This is a genomic window from Streptomyces sp. NP160, from assembly GCF_006335115.1.
In the GTDB taxonomy this organism is placed as follows: domain Bacteria; phylum Actinomycetota; class Actinomycetes; order Actinomycetales; family Quadrisphaeraceae; genus Quadrisphaera.
On sequence record NZ_VDMJ01000020.1, the window covers coordinates 78,777 to 98,962 of the forward strand.

A 20,186-nucleotide genomic window follows, 5' to 3' on the forward strand; every position below is an offset into this window, starting at 1 on the left:
GGGGTGGGCTCGCCGGGGCCGGGGTCAGCGCGTGCGGGCGGCCAGCACCGCGACGTCGTCGGACCCGCCGCCGCCCACGAGCTCGGCGATGACGGCGTCGAGCAGGTCCGGCAGGGGCAGGTGGGCCACCTCGGCGAGCGCCTCGGCGAGCCTCTCCACGCCCTCGCCCAGGTCGCTGTCGCGCCGCTCGACGAGCCCGTCGGTGTAGAGCAGCAGCGTGGACCCGGCCGGCAGGTCCACCTCGCTCTCGCTGCGCGGGCTGCCGGGGGCCAGCCCCAGCAGGAGGTCGGCCTCGTGGCCGTCGAGGGCGACGACGCCGGCGCCGGGCACCGCGAGCAGGGCGGGCAGGTGCCCGGCGCTGCTCCAGCGCATGCGCAGGTCGCCCTCGCCCCGGCCGTCGTCGGCGAGGCGGATGGCGAGCACGGTGGCGAGCACGTCCGCGCCCAGCACGTCGAGGGTGCCGTCCAGCCGGGCGAGCAGCTGCGCCGGGGAGTCCTCCGTGGCCACGGCCAGGGTGCGCAGCGCGCTGCGCACCTGCCCCATGGCGGCCGCCGCGCCGATGTCGTGGCCGGTCACGTCACCGATGACCAGCAGCGTGGACCCGTCGGGGTGGCGCAGCGCGTCGTACCAGTCGCCGCCCACCTGGTGGCCGGCGGCCGCGGGGGCGTAGCGGGCGGCGAGCTCGAGGTGGGGCAGGTCGGGCAGCTCGGTGAGCATGGCGCGCTGCAGGGTGCGGGCCGCCTCGCGCTCGGCGCGCAGGGACAGGCAGCGCTGGACGCCGTGGGCGACGGCCTCCGCGAGGGAGACCACCAGCTCCCGCTCGGCGGGCAGCAGCGCCCGGGCAGAGCCCCAGGCGACGGTGAGCACGCCCAGGCACTGGCCGTCGACGAGCAGCGGGGCGTGCACGGCCGCCTGGACGCCTGCCAGCACCGGTGCCGCCGAGGAGGCGGTCGCGGCGGCGGTGGCGGCGTCAGGGGTGAACACCAGGCGCGACTCCCGGGCCGCCAGGAGGGCGCCCTCGGGCACGTCCAGCGGCTCGTGGTCACCCACTCCGCCGTCGTCGTCCTGCTCGGGCGCCGCCGGTGCCCTGTCGAGGGCGACGTACCGCAGCGCCCCCGACCCTCGCTCGTGGAGGGCGACGGCGGACAGCTGCGCCTCCAGTCCCGTGCGCACCCCGGCGACGGCGCTGGCGGCGACGTCCTCCACCTCGCGCGCGCGGGAGGTGGCCTGGCTGAGCTCGAGCAGGAGGCGGCTGCGGGCGGCGGCCACCTCCGCGTCGCGCCGCAGCCCCACGGCGCGCATCTGGGCCGTGGTGGCCTCGTCGCGCGCGCTCTCGGCCGCGGCCCGCACCTCGGCGGCGTCGGACAGGGCGCGCCGCAGCTGCAGCTCGGCGGAGCAGGCGGCGGCGAGGTCCGCGAGCAGCGCCACCTCGCGCCGGGTCCAGTCGCGCGGCTCGGGCGAGAGCGCGGCCAGGGCGCCGATCGCCTCGCCGTCCGAGCCCCGCAGGGGTGCGCCGAGGTAGCCGACCGCGCCGAGCTCGGTGACCACCGCGTCGTCGCGGAGGTCGGGGTCCTCGCGGGCGTCGCGCACGGCGAGCGGCTGGCCGCTGCCGACCACCTGCTGGCAGGAGGAGCGGGTCAGGTCCGCCAGGCGCGTCGTCTGCCACGGCTCCGGCAGCCCGACCGCGCCGGGGAACAGCTGCAGGCGGCGCGAGACCAGGCTCACCACGGCGGCGGGCACGCCGAGCACCGAGCACACCAGGCGGGCGTGCCGGTCGAGGGCGCCGTCGCGGCCCGGGGCCGCGCCGGGCGCGACGGGGACGGCTGCGGCGGCCGCGGCGACGTCCAGCGGCAGCGCCGGCAGGGCTGCGGGCTGGGCGGGGGCGCTGGGCGTCGTCAGCACCTCCACGCGGTCGACCAGGGGCGTCTCGGGCAGCACCAGGGCGCCCTCGGCCGCGCCGAGGGCGTGGTCCTGCTCGCCAGCGGAGGGACCGCGCTGCGGGACCACCGCGGGCGAGGTCCCCCTGCTCGCCCCCACACCGCAAGGATGCCGCACGGGCGCCCGGCGCGAGGGCGTTCTGCGCAGCTCGCCCCGGCCCGTCCGCGCCGCCGCGCGCACCCGTCGGGAGGATCTGGACCGGCGGAGCCGGCCCGGCCGGTCCAGACTGGTGGCGGGGCCGGCGGAGGGCCGCTGGCGGTGCGAGGACCCCGGGGAGCAGCGGTGTGCGAGGTCACGGCGGCGGCGAGCACGAGGCTGCCCTCCGACGCCAGCGCGCCGAGGCTGGCGCGCCTGTTCCTGCGCGGCGCCCGCTGCCCGCAGCACCACTCGACCGTCCTCGACGACGCCGAGCTGCTGACCTCCGAGCTCGTGACCAACGCCGTGGTCCACGGGGCGCCCCCGGTGACGCTCGCGGTGGAGTGCGACACCTCCAGCGGCATGCGGGTGCGCGTCACCGACGGCAGCTCCCGCACGCCGCTGCCCAGGGCGGCGCGACCGGCCGACGTCGACGGGCGGGGGATGGCCCTGGTGGACCTGCTGTCCGCGGCGTGGGGCGCCGAGCCGACCGAGCGCGGCAAGGAGGTGTGGTTCCTGCTGCGCCGCAGCTCCGGCAGCGGCCCGCGGGGCAGGTCGGCCCGCGACGAGGCCGCGCAGCGGTGGGGACCCTGAGCAGCGGCGCGGCCTGCGACGTCCGCCACAGGCGCCGCGGGCGGCGTCGACCGCCGGGGCAGGGGCACGCGATGATGGGCGGTGGTCCGCTCCCGCGGGTCCGAGAGCAACGCCGACGTCGACCGACGTCCTCACCGAGGAGGCAGCGCTGAGCGCTCAGGAGTCCGTGGTCAGCAGCGCCCGTGCGGCCAGCGCCGCACCCGACGTCGTCATGGTCGGCGGCGGCATCATGAGCGCCACCCTCGCCGCGCTGCTCGGGCTCGTGCAGCCGGACTGGTCCGTCGTCGTGCTGGAGTCCGGGCCGTCGGTCGGCCTGGAGAGCTCCGACCCGTGGAACAACGCCGGCACCGGGCACGCGGCCCTGTGCGAGCTCAACTACACGCCCGCGGGCCCCGACGGCACGGTCGACCCGACCAAGGCGGTCGGCATCAACGAGCAGTTCCAGGTGTCCCGGCAGCTGTGGTCCTCCCTGGTCCGCTCCGGGCTCACCGACGACCCGAAGACCTTCATCACCTCGGTGCCCCACGTCAGCTTCGTCACCGGCGAGGACGGGCAGCGCTACATGCGCGCCCGCTACGAGGCGCTGAAGTCCCAGCCGCTGTTCTCCGAGCTGGAGCACACCGCGGACCCGGACGAGCTGGCCGGGTGGGTGCCGCTGGTGATGGCCGGGCGCGACCCCGCGCAGCGGGTGGCCGCCACCCGCTCCCTGGCCGGCACGGACGTGAACTTCGGCGCACTGACCTCACTGCTGCTCGACGCCGCACAGCGCCGCGGGGTGCACGTGGCCACCGGCACGCGCGTCACCGGCCTCAAGCGCACCCCCAGCGGGCGCTGGCAGGTCCTCGTGCAGGACGTCGCGACCGGCCACCGCAGCGCGCTCGTGACGCGCTTCGTCTTCGTCGGCGCCGGGGGCGGGGCCCTGCCGCTGCTGCAGCACTCGGGCATCAAGGAGATCCGCGGCTTCGGGGGCTTCCCCGTGAGCGGGCAGTTCCTGCGCACGCGGCGCAAGGACCTCGTGTCCCAGCACCACGCGAAGGTCTACGGGCAGGCCGAGGTCGGCGCCCCGCCGATGTCGGTGCCCCACCTGGACCTGCGCTCGGTGGGCGGCGAGCAGTCGCTGCTCTTCGGCCCCTACGCCGGGTTCTCCCCCAAGTTCCTCAAGGCGGGCTCGCTGCTCGACCTGCCGCGCTCGGTGAAGGCCAACAACCTCTCCTCGATGCTGGGCGTGGCCCGGTCGGAGCTGGCGCTGACCAAGTACCTGGTGCAGCAGGTGCTGCAGACGCGCGGGCAGCGCATGGAGGCCCTGCGCACCTTCTTCCCCGAGGCCGGGGACGGCGACTGGGAGCTGATCACCGCCGGGCAGCGCGTCCAGGTGATCAAGAAGGACCAGAAGGGCCGCGGCGTGCTCCAGTTCGGCACCGAGCTGGTCACCGGCGCGGACGGCACCATCGCCGGTCTGCTCGGGGCGTCCCCGGGCGCCTCCACCGCGGCCTCGGCGATGCTCACGCTGCTCGAGCGGTGCTTCCCGGACCGGATGGACGCCTGGCGCCCGCTGCTGACCGACGTCATCCCCTCCTACGGACGGAAGCTGTCTGCGGACGCCTCCCTGGCACGCCAGGTGCGCGAGGAGACGGCGCGCACCCTGCAGCTGACTTCTTGACGGCCCCCGAGGACCCCTTCGCAGCTGCCGGCGAGCTGCGCAGCGCCTACGAGGCCGTCGACTGGAGCTCCACGCCCCTGGGCGCTCCCGAGACCTGGTCGACGGCGCTGCGCACGGCGCTCTCGCTCGCGTTCGCCACCAGCTTCCCGGTGACGCTGCTGTGGGGTCCTCGGTTCGTGCTGCTCTACAACGCGGCGTACGCGCGCATGTTCCCGGCCAAGCACCCGTGGGGCCTGGGCCGGCCGTGCGCCGAGGTCTTCCCCGAGGTCTGGGACCAGATCCGCCCCCTCATGGAGGGCGTGCTCTCCAGCGGCGAGGCCGTGCGCATGGTCGACCAGGAGCTCTACATCGACCGCCGCGGCTTCGCGGAGGAGAGCTACTTCGACTACTGCTACTCCCCCGTCGCGGGACCGGACGGACGGGTGGAGGGCGTGCTGGACATCGCCGTCGACACCACCGCGCAGGTGCTCGAGCGGCGGCGCTCGGCGCTGCTGCGCCGCCTGGCCGACCTCCCGCGGGTGCTGCGCACCACCGTGGACCTGGCCCGGGTGGCGCTGCCGGTGCTGCGCACCGACCCCGGGGACCTTCCCCGGGTCGAGCTGCTGGTGCCCGCCGAGGCACCGCGCAAGCGCGAGCCGCACCTGGACGCGGCGCCGCCGCAGCCGGTGGAGGACTCCCCCGTGGTGGGCACCACCGGCGCGGGCCGCACCGCGTGGGTCAGGGTCCCGGGCCTGGGGCCCGCCGAGGAGCGCCCGCTGCTCGTCGTGGCGCTCGCGCGCGGCCTGGCCGAGGACGAGCAGTACCTCGGCTTCCTGCGGCAGGTGGCCGCGGCGCTGGGGAACGCGCTCGCGGTGGCGTCCGCCGCCGAGGCCGCGCAGGCCCGGGTGGACCTGCAGAGCGCCCAGGTGCGGCGACTGCTCGGCCTGGTCCGGGTGCTGCAGGAGCTGCCCGACGCCGCGGACGTGACCCAGCTGGAGCAGGTGGTGGAGCGCGGGGCGGCCAGGCTGCTCGGCGCGGTCGGCGCGCAGCTGTCGATCGGCCACCCCGACGACGACGCCTCGGCCTCCGGCGAGGTCGTCGCGGCGGACCGCGGCGCCGTGCACCTCGACGTCGGCGACCGGCACCTGGGTCTGCTCGAGCTGGCCTGGGCCTCGGGCCAGCGGCAGACCGAGCTGGCCGAGGAGGAGCAGGCCGTGCTGTCGGTGCTGGCCAGCTCCACCGCGCAGGCCCTCGACCGAGCTGCGGCGCGCGAGGCCGAGCGCCGCGCGATGGAGGCGGTGCGCGCCATCGCCGAGGAGCTGCAGCGCAGCCTGCTCACCGAGCCGCCCATGGTCACCGGGCTGGACCTGGCGGTCCGCTACGTGCCGGCCGCCGAGCACGCGCAGGTCGGCGGGGACTGGTACGACGCGTTCACCAGCGCCACCGGAGAGCTGCAGCTGGTGATCGGCGACGTCACGGGCCACGACCAGCGCGCCGCGGCGGCGATGGCCCAGCTGCGCAACCTGCTGCGCGGCATCGCCCACAGCGGCGCCCGGACCCCGGCGCGGGTGCTCACCGAGCTCGACGACGCGCTGCCGCACCTGGGCGTCACCTCGCTGGCCACGGCCGTGCTGGGCTCGCTGTCCCCCGCCGAGCCGGACGGCTCCCGGGAGCTGGTGTGGAGCAGCGCCGGTCACCTGCCGCCGCTGCTGCTGGTGCCCGGTGCCGCGCCGCGCCTCCTCGAGGAGCCGGCCGAGCTGCTGCTGGGGCTGCAGGCCGGCGTGCCCCGCACCGACCACCGCACGCTGCTGCCGCCCGGGGCGACCGTGCTGCTGTACACCGACGGCCTCGTCGAGCGGCGCGGCGTCGACCTGACCAGGGGGCTCGACTGGCTCACGGGCGCCGCTGCCGCCCTGGACGGCGCCAGCCCCGACGAGGTGTGCGACGGGCTGCTGGACCTGGTCGGCGGGCGCGTCGACGACGACATCGCCCTCGTCGCCGTCCGCCTGGTGGGCCGCCAGCTCTGACGGCCCGGAGGGCCCAGCGTGGCCCGCGCCGTCGTCGCCGTGCTCAGGCCAGCAGGACGGGACCGGTGGGGTCGGCCGGCAGGTCGCCACCGGTCACCACCGCCCGCACCTCCATCTCCTTCAGCGCCACCCCGCCGTGCAGCGAGGTGAGGAAGGCCGTGTCGGCGGCGTCGCGGCCGGTGCTGATCCGCCACAGCGACGGCCGCGGCGCCAGGTGCGTGGCGTCGTGCACCTGCCAGCTCCCGGCGCCCGGGGCGTCCTCCACCCGGATCTCGGCGACGGCGTGGAAGTCCATCGGCGACAGCCCGGGCGCGTACACGGCGGTCAGCCGCGCGGGCAGCTCGAGGGCGCGCGCGAGGGTCACCACGAGGTGCGCGTAGTCGCGGCAGACGCCCTGCCCGCGCAGCAGCGTCTGCACCGCCCCGTCGAACGCCGTCGAGGAGCCGGAGGTGTAGACGAGCCGTTCGGCGACCCAGGCGGTGATGCGCTCGGCCAGCTCGGCGTCACCGTGCTGGGCGCGGGTGCCGAACTCCGAGGCGGCGAAGGCCGTCAGCTCGTCGGAGGGGCAGTACCGGCTGGGCCGGTTGGCCTCGAAGCGCTCCAGCAGGTCACGGGACTGCGCGTCGCCGTCGGCCGCCGCTGCGCCGTCCGTCGTCGCCGGGGTGAGACGGCCGGTGTACTCGACCACCACGCTCCCGGCGGGCACGGCGGTGAGGACGTGCATGCGCTCACCGCGCTCACGCGGACCGACCGGCACCTCGACGGGGAGCGCCCCCTCGGGCAGCGGACCGTCGCCGTGGGTGACCACCAGCTGGTCCTCGACGGTCGAGCCGGGGGTCCTCGCCGCGGCCACGAGCAGCGAGAGGTCGGCCGGCGAGGACAGCTCCAGCACCAGCCGGGCTGAGACCTCGCGGGTCAGCGGGGAGGGCGGGACGGGCGGGGCGGCGGTCACGGGCCCCCATTCTGGGGGTCCCGGCCGCCCCCGCGCCCGTCCGGGCCCGAGGTGGGCAGGACTGGTGCGCGCCGTGGTCCGTCAGCCGCGCGGCCGGTGCTCCGAGCCCGGCCGCTCGGCCACCACCGGGTACTCCCCGGTGTAGCCCTCGCGCTCGGCCGCCACCGCCAGCACCCGCCGGCGCACCGCGAACCACCCGACGATGAGCGCCGGGACGATGAGCACCAGCGTGGCGAGGGTGTAGGTGCCGATCGGGTAGTCGAACCCGATGAGCACGAGCACGGCGAGCAGGAACGCCAGCGTCGCGTACCCGGTGTAGGGGGCGCCCATCATCTTGAAGTGGGGGCGCTCGACCAGGCCCTGCTTCGAGAGGCTGAAGAGCTTGAGCTGGCAGATGACGATGGTCCCCCAGGCGGTGACGATGCCCAGGGCCGACATGTTGAGCACGATCTCGAAGGCCTGCCCGGGGACGACGGCGTTGAGACCGACGCCGAGCAGGGTGATGCAGCCGGTGAGCAGGATGCCGCCGAAGGGCACGCCGTTGCGCGTCATCTTCCCGGTGAAGCGCGGCGCGGAGCCGCTGACCGCCATCGAGCGCAGGATGCGCCCGGTGGAGTACAGCCCCGCGTTGAGGCTGCTCAGGGCCGCGGTGAGCACGATGACGTTCATGATGCTGCCGGCGCCGGGCAGGCCGATGCGCGCGAAGAAGGAGACGAAGGGGCTCGTGTCGGCGTCGTAGGCGGTGTACGGCAGCAGCAGCGCCAGCAGCACCAGGGAGCCGACGTAGAACAGCGCGATCCGGAAGATCACGGCGTTGATCGCCTTCGGCATGATCTTCTCGGGGTTCTCGGTCTCCCCCGCAGTGGTGCCCACCAGCTCCACGGCGGCGTAGGCGAAGACCACGCCGGAGACCACCAGCACCAGCGGCACGATGCCGGTGGGGAACAGGCCGCCGTTCGCGGAGATGACCGACGGGCCCGTGGTCTCCCCCGCCACGATGAACCGGCCCAGCAGGAACACCAGGCCGATGACGAGGAACGCGGACAGCGCGACCACCTTGAGCAGCGCCGCCCAGAACTCCAGCTCGCCGAAGAGCTTGACGGAGATGAGGTTCATCGACAGGACGATGACCAGCGCGGCCAGCGCGATCACCCACTGGGGCACCACCTCGGTGGCGCCCCAGTAGTGGACGTACAGCGCGATGGCCGTGACGTCGACGATGGAGGTCATCGCCCAGTTGAGGAAGTACATCCACCCGGCGACGAAGGCGAACCGCTCCCCGAAGAACTCCCGGGCGTAGGAGACGAAGGAGCCCGACGAGGGCCGGTGCAGCACCAGCTCGCCGAGGGCCCGCAGGATGAAGAACACGAAGACGCCGCAGATCGCGTAGACGATGAACAGGCCCGGGCCGGCGTTGGCGAGACGCCCGCCGGCGCCGAGGAACAGGCCGGTGCCGATGGCCCCGCCGATGGCGATCATCTGGATCTGCCGCGGCTTGAGGCCCTTGTGGTAGCCCTCGTCCTCAGCGGTCAGGTCCGCCTGGCTGCGCGTCTGGGAGCTCACGGGCTCCACCTCCTCGTGTCGGGGCGGGCCGACCTTAGGTGCCCCGGCGCACCAGTGCCCGTCGGGGGTGTTTCCGGCAGGTCACGCCTCCGGCGCGCCGCCCGCCGGCGCCAGGGCCGCGCGGAGCTCGTCCACGAGGTCGGTGCAGGTGGCGGGCCTGGCCGAGGGGTCGGCGGCCATTCCCCGGGCGACCACGCGGTCGAGCGCGGCGGGCAGCCACCGGCGCCTGCGGCTCAGCTTCGGGGGGCGCCCGGCCACGTGGGCCCGGGCCACCGCGAAGGTGGTGGAGAACGGGTAGGGCGGCTCCCCCGACAGCAGCTCGACCGCCGTGCAGGCCAGGGAGTACACGTCGGTGGCCGGGGTGACGCGCTGGGCCTGGAGCAGCTCGGGCGCGGCGTACGGCAGGGACCCGGCCACCCGGCCGTGACGGGCCAGCGGACGCGACTCGTCCACGCTGCGCGCCAGCCCGAAGTCGGTGACGGCGGCACGCGCGCTCGGAGGCGCGGCGAGCAGCACGTTGGCGGGCTTGACGTCCCCGTGGACCACGTCGACGGCGTGCACGGCGTCCAGCCCGGCCGCCGCCTGCGCGAGGACGTCGAGGATGCGCGGGACGTCGGGGCGGCTCCGCCCTCGCGGGCGCAGCACGGCCGACGTGCCGCCGTCGAGGAGCTCCACCGCCGCCCACAGCAGCGGCTCGCTCAGGGCGCTGCCCCGCGGCAGCTCCTCCCCGTGGGCGAGGACGGCGACGACGCCGGGGTGGTGCACCTGCGCGGCCACCTCGCACTCGCGGTGGAAGCGGCGGCGCCCGGCGTCGGTGGCGGCGGCGGTCGGCTCGAGGACCTTGAGCGCCTCCTCGCGAGCACCGCGGCCGGCGCCCCGCAGCACGCGGTAGACCTGGGCGCTGCCGCCGCGGCCCAGAGGTGCGAGCACGAGGCGCCCGCCGATGACCTCCCCGGGGGCGAGCAGGTCCCGGCGCTCGGTCCGCAGGGCGAGCAGCTCCGCCTCGCGGTCCCACGGGATCACCCCCGCAGTGTGGTGGGTCCTACGCTGCCGCGGTGGGTGAGCGCGAGCAGCAGCAGGTGTCGGTCCTCGGGACGGGGACGATGGGTGAGGCGGTGCTCGCCGCGGTGCTCGCCGGCGGTCAGCCGGCCGGGAGCACGCTCGCCACGGCGCGACGCCCCCAGCGGGCCGCCGAGCTCGCCGAGCGGCACGGCGTCCGCGTGGTCCCCGTGCGGGAGGCGGCCGCCGCCGACGTCGTCGTCCTCGGGGTGAAGCCGCAGCAGCTCGAGGCCGTGGCCGCCGAGGTGGCGGGAGCGGTGCGCGAGGGAGCGCTGCTGGTGTCGCTGCTCGCCGGGGTCACCACCGCGCGGCTGGCGTCGCTGTTCCCCGGCGCGAAGGTGGTGCGCACCGTGGTGAACACCCCGGCCCTGGTGGGCGCGGGCGTCACGGTGCTGGCGGCCGGAGCCGGAGCCGGCGAGGCCGAGCTGGCCCGCGCCGAGGAGCTCCTCGCGGCCACCGGCACCGTGCTGCGCCTGGCCGAGGGCCAGCTCGACGCGGCCACCGGCGTCTCCGGCTCGGGACCGGCGTTCGTCTTCGCCGTGGCGGACGCCCTCGCCGAGGGCGGCGTGGGCGCCGGCCTGCCCCGCGCGGTGGCCCTGCAGCTGGCCGCCGCGACCGTGCTGGGCGCCGGGCGCCTCATGGTGGAGACCGGCACGCACCCCGCGCTGCTGCGCGAGCAGGTCACCTCCCCCGCCGGCACCACCGCGGCGGGCCTGCGGGAGCTGGACGCGCAGGGGATGAGGGCCGCGCTGGTCTCGGCGGTCATGGCCGCGGCGAAGAGGTCGGCCGAGCTCGCGGGCTGACGGCGCCGTCCTGGCCCGGCTGCCCGCTCGCCGCCGGGCGGGTGGGGCAGAGTGGGTCGGGTGACGACTGCTGGGGGGCCGCCGCGCATCGGACTGGTGCTCCACCCGACCCGCGACGTCTTCTCCGTCTCCGAGCAGGTGGTGCGCTGGGCCGGCGAGCAGGGCGCCCAGGTGGTGGTGGCCGCCGGTGACGGCGGCCGCGTCGCCGGTCCGGTGGTCGAGGTGCCGCCGGAGGACCTGGCCCCGGGGTGCCACGCGCTGGTCTCCCTCGGCGGCGACGGCACCATGCTCGGCGCGCTGCGCGCCTCCGCCGGGACGGGCGTCCCGGTGCTCGGGGTGAACCTCGGGCGCGTGGGCGTGCTCGTGGAGGTCGAGCCGGCGGAGGTGGCGCCGGCGCTGCAGCGCGTCGTGGAGGGCCGCTACTCCGTGGAGGCCCGTCCGGCCCTGCGGGTGACCGGCGTGGAGCTGGAGGACGGCAGCACCTCGGCGGTCGCCTTCAACGACGTGGCGCTGTCGCGGTGCCCGGGTGACGGGATCGCGTCCGCGGCGCTGAGCATCGACGGGCAGGGCTACGGCGTGTACCGCTGCGACGCGGTCATCGTGGCAACCCCCATGGGCTCCACGGCCTACAGCTACGCCGCCGGCGGCCCGGTGGTCTCGCCGACGCTGTCGGCGATGGTCGTGGCGCCGGCCTCCCCGTGGTCGGGCATCTCCCGGCCCGTCGTCCTGTCACCCGAGGACCACCTGGCGCTGGAGCTGCTGCCCGACAGCGGCGTGCTCGCGCTCGAGGTGGACGGGCGGGTGCTGGCGCCGCTGGCGCCCGGTGCGCGCATCGAGGTGGTCGAGGAGCGCGACGCCGGGCACGTGGTGCGCCTCGACAGGGCCCGCCACGACCGCCGCTCGCGCGTGAAGCTCAGCCTGCTCGACCTGCCGCTGCTGCCGGAGGAGCTGCGCGAGCTGCTCCCCCGCGAGCTGGGCCACGCCCCCGACTGATCCGGCGTCTGACCCCGCGCGTGCCGCGACCCGTCGCAACCCCGCCCCGAGGTGTCGGAACCGTGGCCCGGTTCCGACACCTCCCGGCAGGGTTCCGACAGCTCGAAGCCGGTCGGCGCGGGATCAGGACTCGCGGGGTTCCATGACGACGACGGGGATCTCGCGGTCGGTCTTGGTCTGGTACTCGGCGTAGTCCGGCCAGACGGCCACGGCGCGCTCCCACCACTGCGCCCGCTCCTCGCCGTGCACCTCGCGGGCGGTGTAGTCGGCCTTGTGCGGGCCGTCCTGCACCTCGACGTGGGGCTCGGCGAGCAGGTTGCGGTACCAGACGGGGTGCGTCGGGGCCCCGCCCTTGGAGGCCACGGCGGCGTAGGAGCCCTCGTGCTCGACGCGCATCAGCGGCGTCTTGCGGATCTTGCCGCTCTTGGCACCGCGGTTCGTGACGATCATCACGGGAACGCCCCGCAGCGTGGTGCCCTCGGTGCCGCCGGAGGACTCGTACTGCTCGACCTGGTCGCGGACCCACTTCTCGGGGCTGGGCTCGTACTCACCGTGCAAAGGCATGCCTCCAGCCTCTGCCACGCCCCGCGACGATCGCCACCCGGCCCCCCTCGCCGCACTCGCGCGACCGAGTGCGTCATCAGCTCCCCTTGAAGGAGCACTCGCGTGACCGAGTGCGTCATGAGGTCCTCTTGAAGGAGCACTCGCGTGAGCGAGTGCGCTGTCCACAGGGTGGGGACCGGGCCGAGCGGGCGGGGGCGTCCAGCGGGCAGGGTGAGCGCCATGGCCTCCACCCCGACGCGCGGGCTGCGGCACGCCCGCACCGACTCACCGCTCGGACCGCTGGTGGTGGTCGTCGACGACGACGGCGCCCTCGCCGGCCTCTACTACGCCGACGGGCACACGCCCGCCCCGCGGCCGGCGGCGCTCGGCAGCTGCGCCGACCCCGACGACCCGCAGGTCGCTGACGTCACCACCGCCGTCCTCGCCCGCCTGGAGGGCGCGTCCGACGTGCTCGAGGTCCCGCTGAGCTGGGCCGCCGTGCCCGGCGCCACCGACCTGCAGCGCGCGGTGTGGGCGCAGGTCGCCGCGATCCCCCGCGGCGAGACGCGCACCTACGGGGAGGTGGCGGCGGCGATCGGCAGGCCGACCGCCGTGCGCGCCGTCGGGCAGGCGGTCGGGCGCAACCCGCACTCGCTCGTCGTCCCCTGCCACCGGGTGGTCGGGTCCGGCGGGAAGATCACCGGCTACGCCGGCGGCGTGGACGTCAAGCGCCGCCTGCTGGAGCTCGAGGGCGTCGCGCTCGCCGCCGGCACGCCGGTCAGCGACGCGCCGGGGGCGCCGGCTCCAGGTGCACCGCCTTCAGCGCCGTGAGCTCGCCCAGCAGGTCCGGCCCGTAGCCGCGCCCGCGCCCGGAAGAGCGGCGCGGGTCGGCTGAGCCACCCGGTGCGCCGCCCCACACGGCGTTGACCTTGACGGTGCCGACCTCCAGCTCGTCGGCGGCCTGCAGCGCGTGGGCGGTGTCGGGCGTCAGCACGGTGGCGGCGAGCCCGTAGGCGCCGGAGCCCGCCAGGCGCAGCCCCTCCTCCCAGTCGGCCACCACGCGCACCGCCGCGACAGGACCGAAGGTCTCCTCGGCCATGACGTCCATGTCGTCGGTGCACCCGACCAGCACGGTCGGCGGGTACCAGGCACCGGGCCGGTCCAGCCGCGCCCCGCCGGCCAGCGCCGTCGCACCCGCCGCGAGCGCGTCGTCCACGTGCTGCGCGACCACGGCGATCTGCCGCTCGTCGACGAGCGGCCCGAGCTCGCTCGCGGGGTCGGACGGGTCGGCGACGACGACTCCCCGTGCCAGCGCCACCAGCTCCTCCAGCACGGCGTCGGCGACGTCGGCGTGCAGGTACACGCGCTCCACCGACGTGCACAGCTGACCGGTGTTGGTGAAGGCGCCGGCGGCGATCTGGGCCGCGGCCCAGGCCGGGTCGACGCCGGCGTCGACCAGGAGCGGGTCCTTCCCGCCGTTCTCGAGCAGGGCGACCGCACCGCGGCCGCCGGCCACGGCGCCGATGCGCCGCCCCGTGGCGGTGGAGCCGACCTGCGCCACCACGTCGACGCGGTCGTCGGCGACCAGCGCCTCCCCCACCTCGCCGTCACCGGTCACCACCTGGAGCACCCCCGGCGGCAGTGAGGCGGCGATGAGCGCGGCCATCGCCGCGCCGGGCGCGCTGGAGCGCTCCGACGGCTTGTGCACCACGGTGTTCCCGGCCACCAGCGCCGCGGCGAGCAGGCCCGCGGCGGCGGGGAACGGGTCGTTCCAGGGCGTGATGACGGCGACCGTGCCGCGCGGCTCGCGGCGCACCACGTCGATGGCGCCCGACGCCCCGGCCAGCGATCGGCCGGCGTCCAGCACCCCGGTCGTGGCGGCCTCCTCGAGCAGCTCGGCGGCCACCACCGCGGAGCCGCGGGCCTGCCCCACCAGGCGGCCGGTGGTGGCGACGAGCAGGTCGCCGAGGGCGTCGGCGTGCTCCCGCACGGACGCGGCGGCGGCCCGCAGGGCCGAGGCGCGCTCCCCCGCCGCCGTCGCCCTCCAGCCGCGGCGGGCGGAGCGAGCCCCCGCGAGCGCGGCCTCCACCTGCTCGGCGGTGGCGCACCGGACCCGTCCGGACGGCTCGCCGGTGGAGGGGTCGACCAGCGGGAGGGACCGGCCCGCGGCGTCGACGGGGGCTCCGTCCAGCCAGCAGCCGGTGGTCAGGGCGGTGCTCTCGGTGCTCAGCGTCACGCGGCCTGTCTACCGGCTGGTCCGCGGTCCCGCCGCCGCGGCCCGTGTCGCCCGGGTGACCGCCGGGCACCGGGCGGGCGACGCCCACCCGTCGCACACGTGATCGACTTTGCAGATCGTCGGCGCTGCCCTACACACGTCCCCATGAAGGTGCTGGGCGTCAACGCCGTCTTCCACGACTCCTCCGCCGCGCTCGTGGTGGACGGCGTCGTGGTGGCCGCCGCCGAGGAGGAGCGCTTCTCCCGGCGCAAGCACGGCAAGCGGCCGGTGCCGTTCTCGGCGTGGGAGCTGCCCGAGCTGGCGATGCGCTGGTGCCTGGAGCACGCGGGCCTGACCGTCGACGACCTCGACGCCGTCGCCTACGGCTACGACCCGTCGATGGCGCTGAGCGAGGAGGAGGGCCACGAGCGCGGCCTGCGCGACCCGTGGGACCACCTGCGCACCACCTACGCCTCCCGGGCCGCCGGCTTCCTCGCCACCGCGCTGCCGGGGCTGGACAAGAGCAAGGTCGTCTTCGTCCCCCACCACGTCGCGCACGCGGCGAGCTCAGGCCTGGCGGGGCCGTCCACCACGGGGAGCGTGCTCGTGCTCGACGGCCGCGGCGAGCGCGGCAGCCACCTGTCGGGCCGCTACGTCGACGGCAAGCTCGAGGTGCTGGCCACCACCGAGCTGCCGCACTCCCTCGGCCTGGTCTACGAGTCGCTCACCGACCACCTGGGCTTCCTGCGGTCCTCCGACGAGTTCAAGGTCATGGCGATGGCCTCCTACGGCACACCGCGCCACCTGGAGGCGCTGCGCGAGCACGTGCACGCCACCGGCGACGGCCGCTTCGTGGCGACCGAGCCCGACTGGGCCCGGTTCGCCCCGCGCCGCACCCCCGCCGAGGCCGCGGCCACCAGCGCGGAGGCCCTCCCGCCCGAGCACGCCGACCTCGCCGCGTCCGTGCAGGCGCTCACCGAGGAGGTCCTCGTCGACCTCGCGACCTGGCTGCACGAGCAGACCGGCGACACCCTGCTGACGATGGCCGGCGGCACCGCGCTGAACTGCGTGGCCAACACGAAGATCTGGCAGCGCACCCCCTTCGAGCAGGTGTGGGTGCAGCCCGCCGCCGGTGACTCCGGCACGGCCCTGGGCGCCGCGCTGCAGGTGGCCGCCGAGCACGGTGACCGCATCCGCCCGATGGGCACCGCCGCGCTGGGCCGGGAGTGGACGGACGAGCAGCTGGCCGACTGGCTGCGCACCGCCAAGGTCCCCTTCACCACCCCCGGCAGCCGCGAGGCGCTCGCCGAGGAGGTCGCCGACGTGCTCGCCGCCGACGGCGTGGTCGCCTGGTTCGACGGGCGCAGCGAGTTCGGGCCCCGCGCCCTGGGCCGCCGCTCCCTCATCGCCCACCCCGGCCACGCGCACAACGTGGAGCGGATGAACGACGTCAAGGGCCGCGAGCAGTTCCGCCCCATCGCCCCCATGGTGCTGGCCGAGCGCGCGCAGGACGTCTTCGAGAACGGTCCGTTCCCGAGCCCGTACATGCTCTTCGTGCACGACGTGAAGGCGGAGTGGCGCGAGAGGATCCCCGCTGTGACGCACGTCGACGGCACCGCCCGCATCCAGACCGTCAGCGACGGCGGAGCCGGGGTCTCCGGTGAGGTCGACGAGAGCGCCAACCCCGGCGTCCACGCCCTCATCACCGCCTTCGAGCGGCGCACCGGCCTGCCCGTGGTGGTGAACACCAGCCTCAACACCGCCGGCCGCCCCATGGTCGACGACCCCCGCGACGCGCTCGAGCTGTTCGGGTCCGCCCCCGTCGACGTGCTGGTCCTCGGCCCGCACCTCGTGCGCCGGCAGAGCTTCTTCGCCTCGTGAGGCCCGCTCGCTGGGCCGTCGTCGTCCCCTCGGTCGGCCGGCCCAGCCTGCAGGTGCTGCTCGACTCCCTCGCCTCCCAGGACGCGGCCCAGGACGCGGCCCAGGACGGCGGCGCGCGGCCGGCGCTGGTCGTCGTCGTCGACGACCGGCGGCTGACCGACGAGGGATCCGGACCGCCGGCGCTGGTGCCGGCGCTCGCCCTCGACGGCGTCGAGCTGGTCGTGGTGCGCTCCGGCGGCCGCGGCCCCGCCGCGGCGCGCAACCTCGGGTGGCGCACCGCCGCCGCGCGCGTGCCGGACCTGGAGTGGGTCGCGTTCGTCGACGACGACGTCGAGCTGCCCCCGGCGTGGTCCCGCGAGCTGCTCGCCGACCTCGCCGCGGTCGAGCGGGCGGTCCCGCGCGTCGGCGGCTCGCAGGGCCGGCTGCACGTGCCGCTGCCCACCGGCCGGCGCCCCACCGACTGGGAGCGCGGCACCGCGGGGCTGGCCGACGCGGCGTGGGCGACCGCCGACATGGCCTACCGCCTGGACGCCCTCGTGGCCGTGGGCGGCTTCGACGAGCGGTTCCCGCGGGCCTACCGGGAGGACGCCGACCTCGCGCTGCGCGTCGAGCGCGCCGGCTGGTCGCTGGTGCGCGGGCGGCGCACCGCCGTGCACCCCGTGCGCCCCGCCGACGACTGGGTGAGCGTGCGGGTGCAGCGCGGGAACGCCGACGACGTGCTCATGGCCGCCCTGCACGGCCCGACGTGGCGCCGCGACGCGCAGGCGCCGCCGGGTCGGCTGCGCTGGCACGTCGCCACCGCGGCGGCGCTCGCGGTGGCCGGCCTCGGGGCCGTCAGCGGTCAGCGGCGGGCCGCGGCGCTGGGGGCGGTGGCGTGGGCGGGCCTGACCGCGGACTTCGCCCGGCGGCGCCTCGCGCCGGGACCTCGTGACGCCGCCGAGGTGCGGCGGATGGCGCTCACGTCCGCAGCGATCCCGGTCGCGGCCGTCTGGCACCGCCTGCGGGGGCTGCAGCGCTGGCGGTCGGCGCCCCCCGCGCCCTGGCCGGCCGCGCAGCGCGACGAGCCGCTGGCCGCTGTGCTCTTCGACCGGGACGGCACCCTCGTCCACGACGTCCCCTACAACGGCGACCCGGCCCAGGTGCGCCTGGTCGACGGCGCCCTCGAGGCGCTCGCCCGCGTGCGGGGCGCCGGGCTGCGCACCGGCCTGGTGACCAACCAGTCCGGGGTGGCCCGGGGGATCATCACCCGCGACGAGGCCGACGCCGTCACGGCCGAGGTGGTCCGGCAGGTCGGCGGCCTCGACGTCGTCATGACCTGCCCGCACGGCCCGGAGAGTGGTGACGGGGCCTGCGCGTGCCGCAAGCCCGGCCCCGGCATGGTCCTCGAGGCCGCACGCCGGCTCGGGGTCCCCGCGTCGCGCGTCGCCGTGGTGGGCGACATCGCCGCCGACGTGGGCGCCGCGGTGGCCGCCGGCGCCCGGGGCGTCATGGTCCCCACGTCCGTGACACGCTCCGAGGAGATCGCCGCCGCACGTGCTGCGGCAGCGGCTGGCGGCCCCGTGCTCGGCGTCGCCCCTGACCTGGCCGGCGCCGTCGACCTGCTGCTCGGCGCCGGTGACCGTCACCCGACCCCCGGAGGCACCCCGTGACCACCCCGCAGCAGGACCCCCTCCCCGATCCGCAGCCGGACCCGCGGAGGGTGCTCGCCGTCCGCCTCGACAGCGACGGCGACGTCCTCATGACCGGCCCCGCCGTCGCCGCGCTGCGCCGCGGACCGGGCGGCACCGAGGTCGAGCGCCTCGACCTGCTCGCCTCCCCCGGTGGTGCCGGCGCCGCGCGGCTGCTGCCCGGCGTCGACGAGGTGCTCGTGGCCGACGTCCCGTGGTCCGGCTACCGGCCGCCGGCACCCGACGCCGACGCGCTCACCGCGCTGGTCGAGCTGCTGCGCGAGCGCGAGTACGACGAGGTGGTCGTCTTCACCTCCTACCACCAGAGCCCCCTGCCGATGGCGCTCATCGCACGCCTGGCGGGCGTGCCCCGCGTCATCGCCGCCAGCGACGACTACCCGGGCTCCCTGCTGGACCTGCGCCACAAGCGCCCCGGGAACCCCGACGGCACCGGCGGCGAGCACGAGGTCGTGGCCAGCCTCGGGCTCGTGGCCGCGAGCGGCCGCCGGATCCCCGACGCCCCCCGGACGGCGCTGCGCCGCCCGCTGCCCGACGTGCCCGCGTGGCTGCTCGAGCGGGCCGGGTCGGCCGCGGGTGGTCGGGGGGCGCTCGTCGTGGTCCACCCCGGCGCCTCCGTGCCGGCCCGCGCCGCGCACCCGGACGTCGTCGCCCGCGCCGTCCGCGCTCTCGTCGAGGCGGGGCACCACGTGGTGGTCACCGGCGGTCCGGGCGAGGTGGAGCTCACAGGCCGCGTCGCCGCAGCCGCTCCCGGCGCCGTCGACGCCGGCGGGCGCACGTCGCTCGGCGAGCTCGCCGCGCTGCTGGACGCGGCGGACGTCGTCGTCGTCGGCAACACCGGCCCGGCCCACCTCGCGGCCGCCGTCGGCACGCCCGTGGCCAGCCTCTTCTCCGCGGTGATGCCCGTGGAGCGCTGGGCGCCGTTCGGCGTGCCCGTGGTGGTGCTGGGAGACCTCACCGCGCCGTGCCGCCTCACGCGCGTGCAGGTGTGCCCGGTGGCGGGCCACCCGTGCCTGGACGTCTCCCCCGGGGCCGTCGTGGCCGCCGTCGCCGACCTCGCCGCCGGTCGCGTGCCCGTGCCCCCGCCCGCGCGGCCGGTGCCCGTCGAGACCGGCCAGGCCCTGTGAGCGACGGGTCCCGCCGCCTGAGGGTGCTCCTCTGGCACGTCCACGGCTCGTGGACCACGGCCTTCGTGCAGGGCCGGCACGACTACCTCGTGCCCGTGCTGCCCGACCGGGGCCCCGACGGGCGCGGACGCGCCCGCACCTGGGACTGGCCGGCGTCCGTGCGCGAGGTCACGCCCGAGCAGCTCGCGGCAGGCGGCGAGGCGCGGCCGGGCGTCGTCGTCCTCCAGCGGCCCCACGAGGCCGCGCTGCTGCGGGAGTGGACCGGGCTGCGCGCCGGGGTCGACGTGCCCGCGGTGTACGTCGAGCACGACTCCCCCCGAGAGCACGCCGCCCGCTCCCGCCACCCACTGCTCGACCTGGACGGGCAGCTGGGCGCCCGGCTGCCCGTGGTGCACGTGACGCACTTCAACGCGCTCATGTGGGACTGCGGCGACCTGCCCACCCGCGTGGTGGAGCACGGCGTCGTCGACCCGGGGCACCTGGCCACCGGGGAGCGCGCGTCGCTGGCCGTGGTGGTCAACGAGCCGGTGCGCCGCTGGCGCGTGGCCGGCACCGACCTCGTGGTCGACCTCGCCCGGCGGGTGCCGCTGGACGTCTACGGCATGGGGATGGACGCGCTGCAGCGATGCGCGCCCCACCTCGCCGGCCACCTCCACGAGGACCTGCCGCAGGCGCGGATGCACGCCGAGGTGGCCCGCCACCGCGCCTACCTCCACCCCTACCGGTGGACCAGCCTGGGCCTGGCGCTCGTGGAGGCCATGACCATGGGCCTGCCGGTGCTGGCCCTGGCCACCACGGCGGCGCCCGAGTCGGTGCCACCGGAGGCGGGGTTCCTGTCCACGGACCCCGCCGCGCTGGAGCGGACGGCGCAGCGCTGGCTGGACGACCCGGCCGAGGCGCGAGAGCGTGGCCTCGCCGCCCGCGAGCACGCCCTGCGCCGCTTCGGGCTGGCGCGCTTCCTCGCCGACTGGGACGACGTCCTGGGAGGCGCCGGGGTCCAGCAGTAGGCCCCCGGGGTCGAGCCCACGGCCC

16 protein-coding genes are annotated in these 20,186 nt (G+C 76.7%); 10 read left to right on the forward strand and 6 right to left on the reverse strand.

Going from position 1 to position 20,186, the window contains the following annotated elements; genetic code table 11:
• Nucleotides 1–24 precede the first annotated feature (24 nt).
• Nucleotides 25–2,037 carry a SpoIIE family protein phosphatase gene (locus FHN55_RS11400; protein ID WP_180357785.1) on the reverse strand — a complete coding sequence of 671 codons (2,013 nt, stop codon included), beginning with the start codon at nt 2,035–2,037 and terminating at the stop codon, nt 25–27.
• Nucleotides 2,038–2,220: 183 nt separating this feature from the next.
• On the opposite strand from FHN55_RS11400, the gene FHN55_RS11405 reads away from it, so the two are divergent.
• From FHN55_RS11405 to FHN55_RS11415, 3 genes are all read left to right on the forward strand, one after another.
• Nucleotides 2,221–2,667 (forward strand): ATP-binding protein, encoded by a 447-nt coding sequence (locus FHN55_RS11405; protein WP_180357786.1) that lies wholly within the window; start codon nt 2,221–2,223, stop codon nt 2,665–2,667.
• A 166-nt stretch (nt 2,668–2,833) separates the two neighbouring features.
• Nucleotides 2,834–4,327: a malate:quinone oxidoreductase gene (locus FHN55_RS11410; protein ID WP_257570884.1), complete on the forward strand. Its 1,494-nt coding sequence runs from the start codon at nt 2,834–2,836 to the stop codon at nt 4,325–4,327.
• On the forward strand, nt 4,324–6,333 hold the full coding sequence (locus FHN55_RS11415) for a SpoIIE family protein phosphatase (protein ID WP_139712433.1): 2,010 nt from the start codon (nt 4,324–4,326) through the stop codon (nt 6,331–6,333). Before FHN55_RS11410 ends, FHN55_RS11415 begins: the two co-directional genes overlap by 4 nt.
• A 43-nt stretch (nt 6,334–6,376) precedes the next feature.
• Here the strand turns inward: FHN55_RS11415 and FHN55_RS11420 are convergent, their stop codons facing one another.
• From FHN55_RS11420 to FHN55_RS11430, 3 genes are all read right to left on the reverse strand, one after another.
• Entirely contained in the window at nt 6,377–7,285 is a 909-nt protein-coding gene (locus tag FHN55_RS11420) for a transglutaminase family protein (protein WP_218974583.1), read from the reverse strand.
• 81 nt (nt 7,286–7,366) lie between these two features.
• Nucleotides 7,367–8,848, reverse strand: a complete 1,482-nt coding sequence (locus FHN55_RS11425; protein ID WP_257570886.1) for an amino acid permease — start codon at nt 8,846–8,848, stop codon at nt 7,367–7,369.
• 81 nt (nt 8,849–8,929) lie between these two features.
• The gene (locus FHN55_RS11430; protein ID WP_139712434.1) at nt 8,930–9,871 is read right to left on the reverse strand and encodes a serine/threonine-protein kinase; all 942 of its coding nucleotides are present in this window, start codon (nt 9,869–9,871) and stop codon (nt 8,930–8,932) included.
• A gap of 32 nt (nt 9,872–9,903) precedes the next feature.
• On the opposite strand from FHN55_RS11430, the gene proC reads away from it, so the two are divergent.
• On the forward strand, nt 9,904–10,710 hold the full coding sequence (gene proC / locus FHN55_RS11435) for a pyrroline-5-carboxylate reductase (RefSeq protein WP_218974584.1): 807 nt from the start codon (nt 9,904–9,906) through the stop codon (nt 10,708–10,710).
• Between the two features lie 60 nt (nt 10,711–10,770).
• Complete coding sequence (locus FHN55_RS11440) at nt 10,771–11,703, forward strand: NAD(+)/NADH kinase (protein ID WP_139712435.1); 933 nt, start codon at nt 10,771–10,773, stop codon at nt 11,701–11,703.
• Between the two features lie 123 nt (nt 11,704–11,826).
• Here FHN55_RS11440 and FHN55_RS11445 read toward each other — a convergent pair whose 3' ends face one another.
• Entirely contained in the window at nt 11,827–12,267 is a 441-nt protein-coding gene (locus FHN55_RS11445; RefSeq protein ID WP_139712436.1) for a nitroreductase family deazaflavin-dependent oxidoreductase, read from the reverse strand.
• 219 nt (nt 12,268–12,486) lie between these two features.
• Here FHN55_RS11445 and FHN55_RS24140 point away from each other — a divergent pair, with 219 nt between their 5' ends.
• Nucleotides 12,487–13,077 (forward strand): methylated-DNA--[protein]-cysteine S-methyltransferase, encoded by a 591-nt coding sequence (locus FHN55_RS24140; protein WP_139712437.1) that lies wholly within the window; start codon nt 12,487–12,489, stop codon nt 13,075–13,077.
• Here FHN55_RS24140 and FHN55_RS11455 read toward each other — a convergent pair.
• Nucleotides 13,025–14,482: an aldehyde dehydrogenase gene (locus FHN55_RS11455; protein WP_218974585.1), complete on the reverse strand. Its 1,458-nt coding sequence runs from the start codon at nt 14,480–14,482 to the stop codon at nt 13,025–13,027. The genes FHN55_RS24140 and FHN55_RS11455 overlap by 53 nt on opposite strands.
• Before the next feature lie 144 nt (nt 14,483–14,626).
• Here FHN55_RS11455 and FHN55_RS11460 point away from each other — a divergent pair, with 144 nt between their 5' ends.
• From FHN55_RS11460 to FHN55_RS11475, 4 genes are read left to right on the forward strand one after another with little or no spacing between them, the layout of a single operon-like run.
• Complete coding sequence (locus FHN55_RS11460; protein WP_139712438.1) at nt 14,627–16,342, forward strand: carbamoyltransferase C-terminal domain-containing protein; 1,716 nt, start codon at nt 14,627–14,629, stop codon at nt 16,340–16,342.
• On the forward strand, nt 16,339–17,991 hold the full coding sequence (locus tag FHN55_RS24145; RefSeq protein WP_139712439.1) for an HAD-IIIA family hydrolase: 1,653 nt from the start codon (nt 16,339–16,341) through the stop codon (nt 17,989–17,991). The genes FHN55_RS11460 and FHN55_RS24145 overlap by 4 nt, the downstream gene beginning before the upstream one ends.
• The gene (locus tag FHN55_RS11470) at nt 17,988–19,154 is read left to right on the forward strand and encodes a glycosyltransferase family 9 protein (protein ID WP_257570887.1); all 1,167 of its coding nucleotides are present in this window, start codon (nt 17,988–17,990) and stop codon (nt 19,152–19,154) included. The genes FHN55_RS24145 and FHN55_RS11470 overlap by 4 nt, the downstream gene beginning before the upstream one ends.
• Before the next feature lie 17 nt (nt 19,155–19,171).
• Nucleotides 19,172–20,161, forward strand: coding sequence for a glycosyltransferase (locus FHN55_RS11475; RefSeq protein WP_139712522.1), 990 nt, complete (start codon nt 19,172–19,174; stop codon nt 20,159–20,161).
• Nucleotides 20,162–20,186 lie beyond the last annotated feature (25 nt).